Below are 15,319 nucleotides of genomic sequence, written 5' to 3'. Positions count from 1 at the left end.
CGTTAGAGTGGCTGCAAATGTAAGCGTTTAGGCTTCAAAACCCTACATTTGCATCTGTTGCCCGGCATGGGTAGAAGATCCTAAATTTCAGAGCATGGCAGACGGCAAATCATCTCTCAGGCGTAGTAAGCCCAATTACATATACAGTGTAGTGGGCGTTGCATTGGTTTTATTGATCATGGGCATCATGGGCTGGTTCTTCCTGAACATCCATTCCGTAGGCACCGCCCTGAAGGAAGACATCCGGTTGAGCGCTTACTTGCGTACCCTGAATAAAGATACCATTGGCCAGATACAGCATTTTATTGCTTCAAGGCCCTATGCCCGCAATGTGACGTATGTGGATAAGGAAGCTGCCAAACAGATATGGAACAAAGAGAACAATGAAGACTGGGCCAAGATACTGGATGTAAACCCGCTGCCCGAAAGCATTGATTTTTATGCCAAGGCCGAATACGTGAATAAAGACAGCCTTGCTAAAATATCTTCAGAATTGATGGCGGCCTACGGCAACCAGCTCACCGAGCTGCAATACCCGCAAAGTCTGGTAAATAACCTGAATGAACGGGCTTCTAAAATCGGACTCATCTTCCTGGTAGTGGCCATCGCCCTGTGTGTGATCGTGATCGTGAGTATCGACAATACCATCCGCCTGGCCATGTTCAGCAACCGTTTCCTCATCAAGACCATGCAAATGGTGGGGGCTACGAGGGGCTTTATCGCCAAACCACTGAACCTGCGGGCCCTGCTGAACGGACTCATCAGTTCGGGTATCGCCATCGCTGTCTTGTTTGCCCTCATCGGATGGGCTGAAAGCCAGTTCCCCCAACTGAAAGCCATCCGGGATGTAAAACATACCCTGATCCTTTTTGGCGGACTGATCTTTTTAGGGGTAGCCATTTCGGTATACAGCACCCATCGCAGTGTGATCAAATACCTGAAAATGAAATTGGATGATCTTTATTAATATCTTTATCATCACAGCACCTTAAAAAAAGTACCATGACCGAACAAAAACATACCCAACCCGCTCCTCTTTTCGGCAAAGAAAACCTTAGATGGATGCTCATCGGCGGCGTAATTGTTGCGCTCGGCTTTTTCCTGATGAGCGGAGGTAAAAGTCCCGACCCGAATGTATTTGATACCAACCTGGTATACAGCACCACACGCATTACCGTTGCGCCTATTGTAATTGTACTGGGTCTGCTGGTTGAAATATATGCCATATTCAAAAAGCCCAAAGCGGCACATTAATATTCAACAACCCTAAGCATGTCTATTTTTCAGACGGTTATCATTGCCATCATTGAAGGCCTGACCGAATTCCTGCCCATTTCTTCTACCGGGCACATGATCATTGCCAGTTCATTCCTGGGAATTCAAAAAGACGATTTCACCAAACTGTTCGAGATAGCCATTCAGCTTGGCGCCATTCTTTCAGTGCTGGTATTTTACCGGAAGAAGTTTTTCCCGCTCAACCGCTGGAATTTTTATTTCAAACTCATCATCGCCGTAATACCGGCATTATTGTTAGGTTATCTTTTTTCAGATAAGATAGATAAGCTGTTGGAAAGTCCGCTCACCGTTTCTATTACCATGTTACTGGGCGGTTTCGTATTGCTGTTCATCGACAAATTATTCAAAACGCCTGCGGCAGTTGAAACAGAAGAAAAGATCAGCATTGCCAAAGCATTCACCATTGGTATCTGGCAATGCCTGGCCATGATCCCCGGTACCAGCAGAAGCGCTGCCAGCATCATTGGCGGTATGCAACAGAAGCTGACCCGCAGCGTGGCCGCTGAATTCTCTTTTTTCCTGGCCGTGCCTACTATGGCCGCCGCTACCGGTTATAAATTATTGAAAGCATTCAAACAGCAACCCGAATTATTGAAAAACAAAGAGAACCTGCTGGCCCTGGGTCTCGGGAACCTGATTGCTTTCTTTGTGGCATTGTTAGCCATCAAATTTTTTATCGGGTTCCTGCAAAAGCACGGATTCCGTTTGTTCGGCTGGTACCGCATTATTGTAGGATCTGTGTTATTGGTATTGGTGCTGAGTGGATACTTGCAATAACGGGACGGGGCGGCCATCTGCACAATCCCTATCTTTAAGTACCCAAAAACAGCCTAATGAAAACTGCTTCCAAAAAAGTCATTACCGGTTGGGCCATGTACGACTGGGCCAACAGCGTATACAGCCTGGTCATCACTTCTACTATTTTCCCCGCCTATTATGAAGCCGTTACCGGCGATGGCAATGATGCTACCAGTAATGATACGGTTCATTTGTTTGGAAGAGAGTTTGTCAATACTTCTTTATACAATTATGCGCTGGCATTCGCATTCCTGGTGGTAGCTATTATGTCGCCCTTGCTTTCTTCCATTGCAGACTACAAGGGCAATAAAAAGACATTCCTGTTTTTCTTCTGCACCATGGGTAGTATTGCCTGCAGTGCGCTCTATTTTTTCGACAGCCATAACCTGGCTTATGGACTGGCCTGCATGATCATTGCCTGTATCGGGTTCTGGAGCAGTCTGGTTTTTTACAATTCCTTTTTACCTGAAATTGCCGCACCCGAAGATCGCGACAGGGTCAGCGCCAAAGGATATGCGCTGGGCTATATTGGCAGCGTGATTTTACAGGTGATCTGTTTTATTTTCGTATTGGTGCCCGATAAGTTTGGCATCACTACAGGCAAGGCCTCACAGATATCTTTTTTATTGGTAGGTATCTGGTGGTGGGGATTTGGCCAGTTCTCACTTAACCGTTTGCCCAAGAGTCAGCCCGCAGGTCTTTTGTCGGCCGGTGGCTCTCTTTTGACTAATGGTTATAAAGAACTCCGTAAGGTCTGGAAACAGTTAACGCATTTACCCGTATTAAAAAGATACCTTGGAGCATTCTTCTTCTATAACATGGGGGTTCAAACAGTCATGCTCGCTGCTACTTTGTATGGTAAAAGCGAATTGAACATTCCTACTACCAATCTCATCATCTCTATATTGATCATACAGGTTGTAGCCATCCCGGGTGCTTACCTGATTGCGCGATTATCTGAAAAATTAGGCAATTTCAATGCCCTGATGATCACCGTAGTTTTATGGATATTCATGTGCATCATCGGGTACCTCCTGCCACGCAATGGTATTTGCGAGTTTTATGCATTGGCTACCCTCGTAGGTTTTGTGATGGGTGGCATTCAATCTCTCAGCCGCAGCACTTATGCCAAACTGATGCCCGAAACCAGAGACACCACTTCTTTCTTCAGCTTTTACGATGTAACGGAAAAGATAGCCATTGTGATTGGCACATTCAGTTTTGGTTACATCAATGAAGCCACCAAATCGCAGCGTAATTCAGTGCTGGCATTGGTAGTATTCTTTGTAATTGGATTGGCATTGCTGATCTTTGCTGCATCAACGCAGCGCAAGCTCGCCAAACAAATAGCCTGATGAAATTATATACGATCAACACCGGCCATTTTAAATTAGATGGAGGCGCCATGTTTGGCGTTGTTCCTAAAAGCATGTGGAACAAACTCAATCCGGCCGATGAAAATAATATGTGTTCCTGGGCGCTGCGCTGTTTGTTGATAGAAGAAGGGAACAGGTTGATACTGGTAGACACCGGCATGGGTAATAAGCAAGACGCTAAATTTTTCGGGCACTATTATCTCCATGGCAACGATACGCTCGACAACTCACTCTCAGCCCATGGTTTTACCCGTGATGATATCACCGATGTATTGCTTACTCACCTGCATTTCGATCATTGTGGGGGCAGTATTGAAAGACAGGGCGGCCAACTTGTGCCCGCATTCCGAAATGCCGTTTACTGGAGCAACGAACAACATTGGCAATGGGCCACCCAACCGAACGACCGGGAGAAAGCTTCTTTCCTCAAAGAGAATATTCTTCCTATAAAAGAAAGCGGCCGCCTGCAATTCATCCCTGTTCCCGGCGAACCTTTTACCAAAGACGGGAAGCTGGCTTCCAGTTCCTTTACAGACCAGGTGAGTGTTCGCTTTGTAAACGGGCATACCGATAAAATGATGCTTCCGCAGATACAATATAAAGGCCGTACACTGGTATATATGGCCGATCTGCTCCCTTCCGTGGCACATATTCCTATTCCTTATGTGATGGCTTACGATATGTTTCCGCTCACTTCCCTACAGGAGAAAAAGGCTTTCCTACAGGAAGCAGTGGAAAATCACTACACGCTTTATTTTGAGCACGACCCGCTCTATGAATGCTGTTCACTGCAAAACACTGAAAGAGGCATTCGCCAAGAACAGCTTTTCAAGCTGGACGATTTATAGGAACTACTACAGTAGTGTAGTGCATTCTTGCAGTTTTTACGGACGCCTCAGTGAAAAACTCCATATAAATTCGGTATTTCACTACAATATGCGGCGATTGATAATGGTTATCTTACCCATCCATTTTATTCAGTCACTCCTAAAACTGAACTCCAATGTCCAGAAACCACGTTGCAGGATGTCCGAATTGCGGAGAACGGATATCTTTCAAACGATTCGTCCAGCTTTACAATTTCTCAGCCACCAATTGCGGGCATTGCAATGCCCGTATTGAAATTTCCAACAGAACGGGGAACACCATCATTGCTGCCGTATCGGGTATTTTGTCCGGTGTATCGGTTGTGTATGGTGCCTATCTTGGCCAACGGCTTTTCGATTCGCTTATCCTCGGATTGTTCGCCGGTATTGCCATTGGTGCATTGCTGATCACTGTTATTTGTAAAATCATTTACAGGCGCTCCCGCTTGCTGGGAAGAACTCCTTCTCAACGCATCAGCGAAGCAGCCAGGGCCGCTTAAACCAATTGCCATCGGAAAAGATTTACTTAAAACTAATCATTGAGCTGAGCGGGTATCGCAGGTTACGGTATTGCATCATATCTACTTTGATGCTGCCTACTACGATAGGACTTTCAATGCGCAGTGGAATATGATTGGGGTCATCGCTTACCCATACCGTCATTTTTTCTCCTCCCTGGAATAAGGTTCCTTTTACCAGGAGGGGCTTGAATTTGATGGCCCTGAACTTGCCATACTTTGTTTTAACCACTTCCTTGCCCATGTACCGGAGATACAGGTTGTATACTTCGTTATCGAGAAACATGGCAAAGGGAATTTTATCATCCGGCTTGTACCGGTTGAAATCGATATTCCGTGCATAGTAAATGGAGCTCAGCACATCCTGAATGCAATTGGGTACTTTGAATACACCATTGGGGGTAGTAGCTGTGTTGGCTGCCTGGTTGAAAATAATGTTCTCTGATTTTTTATAGCCCCCTTCATCGATATTCCGGATGAACTTCAACGGTTGCAGGTTGGTGGTATCAATGTAAGTTTCATACCGGTCGCGCACTTTGAATATCCAGTCGTAACTGGAATTTGAAGAGCCATTTCCTATAACATGATAAGCAGCTTTGTTATTGAGGTGTTCTAAAGAAACAGAAAAACTGGCGCTGCCCGCATTGATGTAAAGACCTATTACCGAATAAAACACATTGAATGTAATGCTTTCTCCCGCCTGGAAGGCCTGGTTACGAATGCCGCAAAAATCATCGCCTGCTTTCACAGGTTGTAAACCCAATGCCAGCACAGCGAGTCCTATCATTTTTTTCACGCTCAGCTATTATTTATTTCTAAAAAATCTTATTCCCAATATAAACAAAGTTCCGATTATCGCAGGAACGATCAGGTTAATGATCCAGATACCCGTAGCAGTGGCAATGATGCCCAGGGCATTCGGACTTAACAATCCAAACAACTCAATACTCAACTTACCCCTGAAGCCCAGTTCGGCCAGCGCAATAGTTGGCACAACCGCTAATACCAGGAACAACACTCCCACCAATGCAGCCGCATCGGTCCATGCTATATGCACTTCGAACACAGCCAATAATAGCATATACTGTACCACAAATACCAAGTACCGTGCCGCCGATAATCCCAATAGCTGTACAAGCTGCTTTACATCCAGGTCTTCCAGCTTCTGAACAAAAAAACGGTGCCTGGCTATGAATGGAATCTTTTCCAACCGTTTAACCAGCCAGGAAAGACGAAAATACACGGGTATGAACAGGGCGAGAATCAGTGCCATGGCAACGATAAATCCATCCACCCAGGCCGCTGGAATGCCTTCCAACAAATAACCTTTACCAATCAGGTGCAGTCTCAGGTATACCAATGCTACAAAACCCATGACCAGGGTAATCATGATCTGGCTCATGCTTCCTATGACCGATAATGCAACACCTCTTAACCGGTTGCCCTCTTCCAGGTAAACAGCCCTGCCGGCAGATTCGCCAATTCGATTCGGTGCGTTGAACGCAATGGCCTGTCCCACAAAAATAGCTTTGTATGCCTTTGAAAAAGCAACAGGTTGTATGCTTTTTACCAGGAACTGCCATTTCCTGGCTTCTATTCCCCAATTGACAGGCATGAGCAGCAAAGCCGTCCATAGCTTCCAGCTTTGTGCACCCGTAAATGAAGCTTTAATCAGTTGCCAGGACTCGTGCAGGCTGGATTGCAGCTTTATCTGCCGGTAGATGGAATAGGAAAGCCATACGAACAGTGTGGGGCCAACAAAGTAATTGATGAATATTTTGAGTTTCCTATTCAGAATAAGCCGGATTGATGCATCAAAGATAGAATGTTCAAATCAACAACATTCTTTGCTTCGGGTTCTTTAGTTTTGAAGCAGTTTTACCATTCTATAAATCAGTCATCAAAAAATCAGACATCATATTAGGTATCGATCCCGGCACACAAGTGATGGGCTTTGCATTGGTACGCCTGGAAAAAGGACAGCCACAGGTATTACTCATGGATGTACTGAAACTCGCTTCACAAAAAGACATTTACGTACGGCTGGAAATGATCCATGCCAAAGTATGCGAGCTCATCAAATTATACCGGCCTGCTTCCTTTGCCATTGAAGCGCCATTTTTTGGTAAGAATGTACAGAGTATGCTGAAACTGGGCAGGGCCCAGGGAGTGGCGATCGCGGCAGCCATACAGGCCGGACTGGAAGTAACCGAATATTCACCCAAGAAAGTAAAACAATCTATCACCGGTAATGGCAATGCCGATAAAGATCAGGTATGGAAAATGTTACAACGCATACTGAACATTGAAGAAAAGCCCCAGTACTTTGATGCTACCGATGCATTGGCAGTGGCGCTTTGTCATCATTACCAAACATCTTCTGTTTTGGGCAAAGCCACCAAAGGCTTAAAAGGATGGGACGATTTCATTGAAAAAAATCCTACGCGAGTAAAGCGATGATCTTTTGCTGCGCCTCTTTCAACTCTTCCGGTGTGGGTTGAAGTTTACCCCTGGTGAAATTCAGGTCATCAGCACTGTTAATGGGAATCAGGTGCACATGCGCATGCGGTACTTCCAATCCTACCACACTGATACCACAACGGTTACATGGGAATGCCTGCTCAATGGCTTTGGCAATGGGCCGGGCAAAAACAAGTATCTCTGAAAGATAGTCATCGCCAAGATCAAAAAGGTTGTCAACTTCTGTTTTGGGTATCACCAGTACATGCCCTTTTACCAGGGGAAAAATATCCAGGAACGCATAGAACCTGTTGTTCTCGGCAATTTTGTATGAAGGGATTTGTCCCGCTATGATTTTAGAGAAGATGGTCATGATGATAAGGATTTGAAAAACGAAAATTCAGCAATTTAAACGATAACGCAAAAAGAAACCCCGCCGGTTGAACCGGCGGGGTTTCACAAATAAATGTTGCATCGGCTGCTTATACAGTGATGTTCTCGATTTTGTATTTCATGACACCGGTGGGCGCCTGCACTTCGGCTACTTCGCCTTTTTGCTTACCCAGCAGGCCTTTACCGATAGGAGATCCGGCAGAGATCTTTCCTGCTTTCAGATCGGCCTCTTTTTCGCCTACGATCTGGTACGTTACCGTTTTCTTGGTAGCAATATTGGTAATGGTTACTTTAGTGAGAATGGTTACTTTACTGGTATCTATATCACTGGTATCTACAATTTTAGCATTGGCAATAGCGCCTTCCAACTGCTTGATTTTGGCCTCAAGCATGCCTTGCGCCTCTTTGGCCGCATCGTATTCAGCATTTTCCTTCAAATCGCCTTTTTCGCGTGCCTCCGCAATAGCCCTGGAAGCAGCCGGACGGTCAACAGACTTCATCTTTTGCAGGTCTTCCCGCATCTTGTCGAATGTCTCCTTTGTCACATACATGTTAGCTTCATTCATACTCTTCGGTTTAAAAAGGGTAAAAAAAATACAACGCCGCATTTGATTGCAGCGTTGCAGAACGGCAAAAATAACTACTTTTTTTCTAATTTCCTATTAGGGATGGATTTAAGAAGTCTTTAACGGGCGATGACCTTACAGTCAAAAAAAGGCTTTAATTAATTGATTACAAGTATTTTGAGAATATTTAAATGATATCATTCATCCTGCTATTCTCAGATATCCAGCTTATCCAAAACCACTTTTGCCATCTTATAATAAGCCTCATGGCTGTAGCCGGCAATATGCGGGGTGATGACGACATTGGGTTGCTCCAGCAGCCACTGCAGATCGGCCTTTTCGTCGGGAGTATAGGTGCCCAGTTTCTCATTTTCCAATACATCCAGTGCCGCTGCCCTCACTTTGCCGCTTTGTAAAGCTCCAATGAGTGACTTGATACTGGTTACTTTACCCCTGCTGGTATTGAGGAAATAAGGCTTCCTTTCCATGGCGTCGAAGAATGCGTCGTTGGCCAGGTGAAAAGTTTCGTCGGTAAGGGGTACATGCAGGCTCACCACATCGGCATAACGCAATACCTGTTCGAGTCCTGCTTCGTGTATATAACCCTTTGCAAAATCAGACTTGTACTTGTCGTGGGCCAATACCGTTACATCAAAAGAAGAGAGCAGTTTGGCAAATGCGGCCCCCGTATTACCAAAACCAATGATACCTAACGTTTTCCCGCTCAGTTCATCGGCACGGTTCTCGGCACGCAGCCATTTGCCTTCTGCAATCTCGCGGTTACTGCTGCTGATATGATTCATGAGGTTCAGCAACATACCCAGCGCCTGTTCAGCTACGGCGTTGCGGTTGCCTTCCGGACTACTCTCGCAACGAATGCCCTTGCTCTTTGCATAGTCCACATCTATCAGCTCCATACCACTTCCCAAACGGCCAATCCATTTCAATTGTGCAGCAGCATCCAACATGGCTGCATCGATCTTTAAACGGGTGGTTACTATGAGTCCGGTTATTTCTGCAATAACCAATTTCAATTCTTCGTAACTGATGCTCGGCCGGTACAGGGTTTCATAACCGGCTTGCTCCAGGCGTTGCAGGAGGTATTCATGTACGGGTGCTGTAATAATGACTTTAAGTTTCATACGCTAACGGGCTCTCATTTCATTTTAAAGGTCAATTTGGCAAAATCTTCCACACTCAATTGTTCTGCACGTTTGCTGAAGATCTCTTCCTGGAGCAGTTCTTTATCGAACAGGCTTTTCAATGGATTCCGCAGCATTTTTCTGCGCTGGTTGAAAGCAGATTTTACCAGCGTGAAAAAAGAGCGCTCGCTTTTCATATCGTAATGCGTGCTCCTGCGTTTCAAACGGATCACGCCACTCATTACTTTCGGAGGCGGGTTAAAACTGCCGGGTGGTACATCGAATAAATATTCCACATCGTAATAAGCTTGTATCAACACACTCAATATGCCATAGTCTTTGCTATTGGGTTTTGAGGTCACGCGTTGCGCCACTTCTTTTTGGAACATGCCAATCATGACGGGTACCTGTTCTTTCCATTCCAGTATCCTGAACAATATCTGCGATGAAATATTATAAGGGAAGTTGCCTACAACGGTGAAAGGAACAGGGAAAGGCAAGGCCACATCCAGGATGCTTTCATGCAATATTTTTCCTTTGATGGAAGGATAGCTGTGTTCGAGATACGCTACTTTTTCGGCATCCAGCTCCACTGCCTTGAATTCGATAGCCGGCAGTTGCAGCAGGTATTTGGTGAGGGCGCCGCCACCGGGACCAACTTCCAGCAGGTGACTGAAATCGTCTTCCCGTAAAGCTTTCACTATCTTTTCACAGACCCGTTCATCTTTCAGGAAATGCTGGCCCAGTGACTTTTTCAGCGTGTATTGCATTGCAGCAAAAGTACATCATTGCCCAAAAATGAGCCATGGCCAATAATCCTTATTTTTACAGCCTAAATCTATCCTGAATGAGTTCCGAATTGCAAAAACCCGTTATCGGATTTTCTTGTGGCGATCTGAATGGTATTGGCCTGGAGTTGATCATTAAAACCCTGGCCGATCACCGCCTGCTCGATTTTTGCATACCGGTTGTTTTTGCCAGCAATAAAAGCGTGAACTTCTATCGCAAGAGCCTGTCCGATATCAACTTCAATTATTCCAATGGCAAGGAGCTCGACAGGCTCAACACCAAACAGGTGAACGTGTATAATTCATGGGAGGAAGATGTGGTGATCACGCCGGGGCAACTCAATGAAACAGGCGGAAAATATGCGTTGATCTCACTCAAAGACGCCGCGCAGGCACTCAAAAACGGGCAGATACAGGGACTGGTAACAGCGCCCATACACAAGAAAAACATACAATCGGCCGAATTTCAATACAGTGGTCATACACCTTATCTCAAAGCGCTGTTCGAAGTGAATGATGTGCTCATGTTCATGGTAGCAGAGAATATTAAAGTAGGTCTCGTAACCGAGCATGTGACCATTGCCAATGTAGCTCCGCACATTACACGCGAGAACATTACCGGCAAGCTGCGCATCATGAACAGCAGCCTGCAAAAAGATTTTGGTATCGATAAACCCAGGATCGCTGTACTCGGACTCAACCCGCATGCAGGCGATGAAGGATTGATCGGTAATGAAGAAGAAACCATCATCAAACCGGCCATCAAAGATGCCAGGCACAGCATGATGGTTTTTGGTCCCTATAGCGCCGATGCGTTTTTCGCGCGCGGTCAGCACGAAAAATTCGATGGCGTACTGGCCATGTACCACGATCAGGGATTGATCCCATTCAAATCGCTGGCCATTGGCGAGGGGGTGAATTACACAGCCGGACTCAACGCGGTACGCACCAGTCCCGACCACGGAACGGCTTTTGACATTGCAGGCAAAGGAAAAGCCGATGCCAGTTCTTTTCTTGCCGCCACTTTCGAATGCATCGACATCATCCGCAGAAAAGCAGGCTATGCCGAAATGCGCCAGAACCCTATGCGTAAGATGAGCGCCAAGATGATGGCCAATGCAGTAGACGAAAAACTTTCGGAAGAAGCAGAAGGCTAATAAATATCATCGTTCATTTTCCTGCTTTTAAATAACCCTTCAACGCTTTAACATACGCTTCAAAGGCTGCTACGCCTGCAGGGGTGATCTTACAAATGGTTTGGGGATAATTATTCTTGAATTGCTTGATCACTTCTATATAGCCCGCATCTTTTAATTTTTGCACCTGCACACTGAGGTTACCTGCGGTGGCATTGGTTTTTTCACGGATAAAAGTAAACTCCGCTTCCTTGATGCCAATGAGCAGGCTCATCACAGCAAGCCTCAGTTGAGAATGTAATATGGGATCCAGGTCCTTAAACATGGGCTCTTCTTTGTTCAAGATATCTTTTTCGCAGGATCAGTCCGGGAATGAACCAACAAGTCAGCGCTGCCACAGCGCCGAAAAGCATATCGTACTTGGTAACGGTAAAACAAGATGCAATGAACAGCCCATAGGTCAGGATGGCGCCGATGAGCATGGGTCTGAACTTTTTTACCAGGCCCGTTACCAGTGTTGGCAATGCATACAGTAGCAGGAATAAAGAATATATACTGGGAATAGACGACCCAGCTACAGAAGGAACAATGTTCTCATAAGCAACCAGTCCGAATATAGAAATGCCATAAGCCAGCCATACTGCATCCAGTGCATCGTCTTCGTGTTTCCTCACTTTTTTCAACCGCCTTTCCTTCATGGAAATGATCACATGCGGGATCAATGCAAACAATACCAGCAGCCAGATATCAAAACCCAATTCGAATGAAAATTCGATCTCCAGGTAGTTGACCAACGAAACAATGGCTACCACAGAACCCCACAACAATGCCACAATACCTGTTTCGTGGTAACTGCTTTTGACTTTTTCGATCATACTGGTGATCAGTTCCAGGCTTTCTTTTTCGCTCAATGTTTTTTGTTCTTTCATCAGACAGATTGTTTCGGTTTCATCAAACAAGTTTAAACCTCACCGGTTATGGGAGGTTTAAACTTAAGAAAAAACTGCACACCAAACTGCCGGTGGTGTCCGTTATACACTAACAACTACTGGCAATCGGCGAGCAATTTTTCAGCTTCGGCCTTCCCCCATACAGGATGCAGAGGTGATGCAGGTTGAAATGTTTTGAACAACTCTACTGATTTCTCTGCATATTTCCTGGCAGCAGCTTTTCCCCCACCATAAGCTTCCGGTGTTTTGAAAAGTGTTTGTCCTTCCAGGTAATACACGCGCGGATTGTTGGGATCAGCTTGCTTTGCATCATCCAATGCTTTACGCGCTTCGGCACCATAGGTCTGCCAGCGGGTCATAGGGTCTACCGTCATTTGCTGTATCGCCACCATCTGGTGCAGGCAATAGATTTCCGAATTCTTTTCTATGGACTCGGCTTTGGCAATCAGGTCCCTGGATTTTTCCGCTACCTTGTCTTTATCGGCTTTAGGATTCATCCAACCTGTAATATAGTTGGCATAAGCCGCATAATAATAAGGCAGCCATTTGTCTTTCTCTGCATCGGCAATCCTTTCGAAGAAAGCCGAAGCAGCGCTCATGTCTTCTACTGTTTTAGTCGAGGTCAGTTGTTCTAGTCCTTTCTGCATACCAGCTTCATACTTACTTTGCGCAGTCAACTGGCCTGCGCAAAAAAGTAATACGATAACGAGAATCTTTTTCATGCTTACATTGTTTATTGTTAAATATTATTTTCCTTTTGAATTTTACAAGTTATTATTGATCGCATCCTGCCTCCTGTCCACACCCCAGCTCAGGAACAATCCTACGAAAAAGAATTGAGGTGCGGGAAGTGTTATGGCTTCTTTCCGGCTACCATCATAAGAATAGTTGTAACCGAATACCTGTTTGTTGTCGAGCACATTGGTTACCGATACTACAAACACCCCAAAGGCTTTACCCATCGAAGTCAGGTAATTCATACTGAATCCCAGGCTATTATAGTTGACGGTCTTGCCCTGGTCGGCAATAACATATTGATTGCCGTTTTGCATCAGGTTATAATAAGGTCTGCCGGTAGCAAATGAATAGGTAACATTGAATCCCGTATTAATGCTGCTTACAAAACGCTTGACCACTACCGAAGCGGTATGATTCGCAGCAAAACTGGGTTGCAATTCCCGGGGAAAATTGAGGTAATTCCTTTTCGTATCGAGATATGAATAACTCAACCAGTAATCCAGCCCCTTGAATGTTTTCTTATCGCGCCAAAACAATTCAACTCCTTTTGCATCCCCGGCACCGCTGTTATCATAGGCCGGAAAGGTCTTCAACAGGTCGTCGTATTTTTTATAATAAGCTTCTACACGAAATGTTTGCAGCGCAGTGGTTTTGATATAATTGATGATATAATGTGTGGCTTTTGTGTAATTGAAGTTGCGTGTAATATAGAGGTATGTATTCTCCGGTTTCTGATAGAAAACGCCGTATGCAATACTCATTTGTGCGTTCTTACCGGTTTTATACGCCAGCGATACCCTGGGGGCAAAATCAGCTTTATCAATTACGGATGAATGTTCAAACCGGCCACCCACTTTAGCAGCCAGTTCATTGGTGATATAAAGATCCGCTTCTGCAAACAGTGACTTCAAATGATCTGGCAGCACCGAACGATAACCGTTGTACAGGTTCTTGTTATAGAAATACATGTACTCCCCGCCAAAACGGATCACGCTGATACCGCTGATGCGCTTATCCCATACTGCTTTCAACTGTGTAAGATCGCCCCTGGTAATAAGGTTGAAATTGCTGGTATCTATCCAGGGAGTACCTGTTGTTACCGGTACATTCTGCTGGTTTTGTATCTGCTGTGAAATATTGCTGTGGTCGGTGCTGAAACTAAAGCCCAGGTTCATTTTCCAGCCATTGCCCAGGTTCTCGCGCCAGCTGAGGTTATTGTACCAGTTCGTATTCTGTAATCCAAATGCATTCTTCAAAGAAGGATCGTTGATGTTGGGTCGGCGCAGGCCCGCGTCGATGGCACCGAAAGTGGTATAATATTTAATCATGCCGCCTGTTTTGGTCTTGATGCGAAAATTAGCATCGGCCGAATGGAGTTGTGGTATCCTGAAGTAATCGGGCTTCTGTTTCACCACCGCGAAATAAGGTATCAGGTTGGTATACCCATAATTCATACCGAAGGAAGACTGTTTATCCTTCGCTACTTTTTGCATGCCAGCACCCAGGAAAACAGTAGAGATAGAAGCTGTGGCCTCCGAACGGTCGGGAATGTCTATGCTCTCCATGATCAACGCAGAAGAAAGCGCCTGGCCGTACAATGCAGAATAACCACCGGTACTAAAAATGGTTCCTTTGAATAAATTCGGGGCAAACCTTCCGCGGGAAGCGATATCAGGCACGCTGGCCTGGAAAGGATTGTTCACCAGGGTACCATCTATAAATTGTTTGGCTTCATAGCCTGCGCCTCCACGCACAAACAATCCTTCCTGCTCGCCTACCTGCTGAGCACCCGGAAGCGTCTTGACCACCGCGGTGATATCGGCATTGGCGCCTCCGGTGGTATATACATCCAAAGACGACAATACCGTAGCTGCCTTCTTCCTGTCACCTGCTTCAAAACTTCCTGCGGTAACGGTTACTGCTTTCAATTCGCTGATCTCTTCTTTCAAAGCAAAAGAAATTTCAATGGGAGTAGTTCCGATCGTTATTTTTTCTTCCGCTGATTTATAACCAAGCAAGGACGCCACCAGCACCTGCTCGCCTTTTTCAAATGTTTTAAATGAAAAATGGCCTGCCGAATCGGCAACGCCGCCATCGTATGAACCTTTCACTACAATACTGGCTCCAGGCAGTATATGGCCTTTCACATCTTTTACTTTACCTGTGATCCGCACCTGTGCGCCGGCAATACCCGACAACCCCAGGCCAACCAATATCATGATCCATTTTTTCATTATCACCCAGTTTTGGAACACGAACATAAAGTAGTTTATTTTATAAACAAAAATATTT

18 protein-coding genes are annotated in these 15,319 nt (G+C 45.4%); 8 read left to right on the top strand and 10 right to left on the bottom strand.

Annotated elements, in window-relative coordinates; genetic code table 11:
• Positions 1-94 precede the first annotated feature (94 nt).
• From SEDOR53_RS0106605 to SEDOR53_RS19040, 6 genes are all read left to right on the top strand, one after another.
• On the top strand, positions 95-967 hold the full coding sequence (locus SEDOR53_RS0106605) for an ABC transporter permease (protein WP_026769017.1): 873 nt from the start codon (positions 95-97) through the stop codon (positions 965-967).
• Between the two features lie 35 nt (positions 968-1,002).
• Positions 1,003-1,254, top strand: a complete 252-nt coding sequence (locus tag SEDOR53_RS0106600) for a DUF3098 domain-containing protein (RefSeq protein ID WP_026769016.1) — start codon at positions 1,003-1,005, stop codon at positions 1,252-1,254.
• 18 nt (positions 1,255-1,272) lie between these two features.
• Positions 1,273-2,073 carry an undecaprenyl-diphosphate phosphatase gene (locus tag SEDOR53_RS0106595; protein ID WP_026769015.1) on the top strand — a complete coding sequence of 267 codons (801 nt, stop codon included), beginning with the start codon at positions 1,273-1,275 and terminating at the stop codon, positions 2,071-2,073.
• Between the two features lie 56 nt (positions 2,074-2,129).
• Entirely contained in the window at positions 2,130-3,449 is a 1,320-nt protein-coding gene (locus SEDOR53_RS0106590) for an MFS transporter (protein WP_026769014.1), read from the top strand.
• Positions 3,449-4,318 carry an MBL fold metallo-hydrolase gene (locus SEDOR53_RS0106585; protein ID WP_026769013.1) on the top strand — a complete coding sequence of 290 codons (870 nt, stop codon included), beginning with the start codon at positions 3,449-3,451 and terminating at the stop codon, positions 4,316-4,318. The genes SEDOR53_RS0106590 and SEDOR53_RS0106585 overlap by 1 nt, the downstream gene beginning before the upstream one ends.
• Before the next feature lie 155 nt (positions 4,319-4,473).
• Complete coding sequence (locus SEDOR53_RS19040; RefSeq protein ID WP_026773974.1) at positions 4,474-4,836, top strand: hypothetical protein; 363 nt, start codon at positions 4,474-4,476, stop codon at positions 4,834-4,836.
• A 22-nt stretch (positions 4,837-4,858) separates the two neighbouring features.
• Here the strand turns inward: SEDOR53_RS19040 and SEDOR53_RS0106575 are convergent, their stop codons facing one another.
• The gene (locus SEDOR53_RS0106575) at positions 4,859-5,641 is read right to left on the bottom strand and encodes a DUF3108 domain-containing protein (RefSeq protein ID WP_051347896.1); all 783 of its coding nucleotides are present in this window, start codon (positions 5,639-5,641) and stop codon (positions 4,859-4,861) included.
• Positions 5,642-5,659: 18 nt separating this feature from the next.
• Positions 5,660-6,526, bottom strand: a complete 867-nt coding sequence (locus SEDOR53_RS0106570) for a lysylphosphatidylglycerol synthase domain-containing protein (protein ID WP_232214807.1) — start codon at positions 6,524-6,526, stop codon at positions 5,660-5,662.
• A 170-nt stretch (positions 6,527-6,696) separates the two neighbouring features.
• Between SEDOR53_RS0106570 and ruvC the strand changes: the two genes are divergently transcribed.
• Complete coding sequence (gene ruvC, locus SEDOR53_RS0106560; protein ID WP_255346350.1) at positions 6,697-7,314, top strand: crossover junction endodeoxyribonuclease RuvC; 618 nt, start codon at positions 6,697-6,699, stop codon at positions 7,312-7,314.
• On the opposite strand, the gene SEDOR53_RS0106555 is transcribed toward ruvC, so the two are convergent.
• The 4 genes from SEDOR53_RS0106555 to rsmA all read right to left on the bottom strand — a co-directional run bounded on the left by SEDOR53_RS0106555 (position 7,295) and on the right by rsmA (position 10,185).
• Positions 7,295-7,687 carry an HIT family protein gene (locus SEDOR53_RS0106555; RefSeq protein WP_037360702.1) on the bottom strand — a complete coding sequence of 131 codons (393 nt, stop codon included), beginning with the start codon at positions 7,685-7,687 and terminating at the stop codon, positions 7,295-7,297. The genes ruvC and SEDOR53_RS0106555 overlap by 20 nt on opposite strands.
• Before the next feature lie 109 nt (positions 7,688-7,796).
• Entirely contained in the window at positions 7,797-8,273 is a 477-nt protein-coding gene (gene greA, locus SEDOR53_RS0106550) for a transcription elongation factor GreA (protein ID WP_026769007.1), read from the bottom strand.
• 215 nt (positions 8,274-8,488) lie between these two features.
• On the bottom strand, positions 8,489-9,415 hold the full coding sequence (locus SEDOR53_RS0106545; RefSeq protein WP_026769006.1) for an NAD(P)-dependent oxidoreductase: 927 nt from the start codon (positions 9,413-9,415) through the stop codon (positions 8,489-8,491).
• Between the two features lie 14 nt (positions 9,416-9,429).
• A complete protein-coding gene (gene rsmA / locus SEDOR53_RS0106540) occupies positions 9,430-10,185 on the bottom strand; it encodes a 16S rRNA (adenine(1518)-N(6)/adenine(1519)-N(6))-dimethyltransferase RsmA (RefSeq protein WP_026769005.1) in 756 nt (251 codons plus the stop codon).
• 77 nt (positions 10,186-10,262) lie between these two features.
• Between rsmA and pdxA the strand changes: the two genes are divergently transcribed.
• Entirely contained in the window at positions 10,263-11,360 is a 1,098-nt protein-coding gene (gene pdxA / locus SEDOR53_RS0106535; protein ID WP_026769004.1) for a 4-hydroxythreonine-4-phosphate dehydrogenase PdxA, read from the top strand.
• 13 nt (positions 11,361-11,373) lie between these two features.
• On the opposite strand, the gene SEDOR53_RS0106530 is transcribed toward pdxA, so the two are convergent.
• From SEDOR53_RS0106530 to SEDOR53_RS0106515, 4 genes are all read right to left on the bottom strand, one after another.
• Entirely contained in the window at positions 11,374-11,664 is a 291-nt protein-coding gene (locus SEDOR53_RS0106530; protein ID WP_026769003.1) for a transcriptional regulator, read from the bottom strand.
• Entirely contained in the window at positions 11,657-12,268 is a 612-nt protein-coding gene (locus SEDOR53_RS0106525; protein WP_026769002.1) for a hypothetical protein, read from the bottom strand. The genes SEDOR53_RS0106530 and SEDOR53_RS0106525 overlap by 8 nt, the downstream gene beginning before the upstream one ends.
• 116 nt (positions 12,269-12,384) lie before the next feature.
• Positions 12,385-13,011 (bottom strand): hypothetical protein, encoded by a 627-nt coding sequence (locus tag SEDOR53_RS0106520; protein WP_026769001.1) that lies wholly within the window; start codon positions 13,009-13,011, stop codon positions 12,385-12,387.
• Between the two features lie 42 nt (positions 13,012-13,053).
• On the bottom strand, positions 13,054-15,261 hold the full coding sequence (locus SEDOR53_RS0106515) for a TonB-dependent receptor (RefSeq protein WP_037361749.1): 2,208 nt from the start codon (positions 15,259-15,261) through the stop codon (positions 13,054-13,056).
• Between the last annotated feature and the right edge of the window lie 58 nt (positions 15,262-15,319).

The sequence above is a fragment of the Asinibacterium sp. OR53 genome, assembly GCF_000515315.1.
Classification (GTDB): domain Bacteria; phylum Bacteroidota; class Bacteroidia; order Chitinophagales; family Chitinophagaceae; genus Sediminibacterium.
Note: the sequence above shows the minus strand (reverse complement) of the source record. Positions and strands in the feature narration are given on the sequence as shown.

Coding starts and splice junctions, on each gene's coding strand:
- SEDOR53_RS0106605 (WP_026769017.1), top strand. CDS start 95: ATGGCAGACGGCAAATCATCTCTCAGGCGTAGTAAGCCCAATTACATA.
- SEDOR53_RS0106600 (WP_026769016.1), top strand. CDS start 1,003: ATGACCGAACAAAAACATACCCAACCCGCTCCTCTTTTCGGCAAAGAA.
- SEDOR53_RS0106595 (WP_026769015.1), top strand. CDS start 1,273: ATGTCTATTTTTCAGACGGTTATCATTGCCATCATTGAAGGCCTGACC.
- SEDOR53_RS0106590 (WP_026769014.1), top strand. CDS start 2,130: ATGAAAACTGCTTCCAAAAAAGTCATTACCGGTTGGGCCATGTACGAC.
- SEDOR53_RS0106585 (WP_026769013.1), top strand. CDS start 3,449: ATGAAATTATATACGATCAACACCGGCCATTTTAAATTAGATGGAGGC.
- SEDOR53_RS19040 (WP_026773974.1), top strand. CDS start 4,474: ATGTCCAGAAACCACGTTGCAGGATGTCCGAATTGCGGAGAACGGATA.
- SEDOR53_RS0106575 (WP_051347896.1), bottom strand. CDS start 5,641: ATGATAGGACTCGCTGTGCTGGCATTGGGTTTACAACCTGTGAAAGCA.
- SEDOR53_RS0106555 (WP_037360702.1), bottom strand. CDS start 7,687: ATGACCATCTTCTCTAAAATCATAGCGGGACAAATCCCTTCATACAAA.
- greA (WP_026769007.1), bottom strand. CDS start 8,273: ATGAATGAAGCTAACATGTATGTGACAAAGGAGACATTCGACAAGATG.
- SEDOR53_RS0106545 (WP_026769006.1), bottom strand. CDS start 9,415: ATGAAACTTAAAGTCATTATTACAGCACCCGTACATGAATACCTCCTG.
- rsmA (WP_026769005.1), bottom strand. CDS start 10,185: ATGCAATACACGCTGAAAAAGTCACTGGGCCAGCATTTCCTGAAAGAT.
- pdxA (WP_026769004.1), top strand. CDS start 10,263: ATGAGTTCCGAATTGCAAAAACCCGTTATCGGATTTTCTTGTGGCGAT.
- SEDOR53_RS0106530 (WP_026769003.1), bottom strand. CDS start 11,664: ATGTTTAAGGACCTGGATCCCATATTACATTCTCAACTGAGGCTTGCT.
- SEDOR53_RS0106525 (WP_026769002.1), bottom strand. CDS start 12,268: ATGAAAGAACAAAAAACATTGAGCGAAAAAGAAAGCCTGGAACTGATC.
- SEDOR53_RS0106520 (WP_026769001.1), bottom strand. CDS start 13,011: ATGAAAAAGATTCTCGTTATCGTATTACTTTTTTGCGCAGGCCAGTTG.
- SEDOR53_RS0106515 (WP_037361749.1), bottom strand. CDS start 15,261: ATGAAAAAATGGATCATGATATTGGTTGGCCTGGGGTTGTCGGGTATT.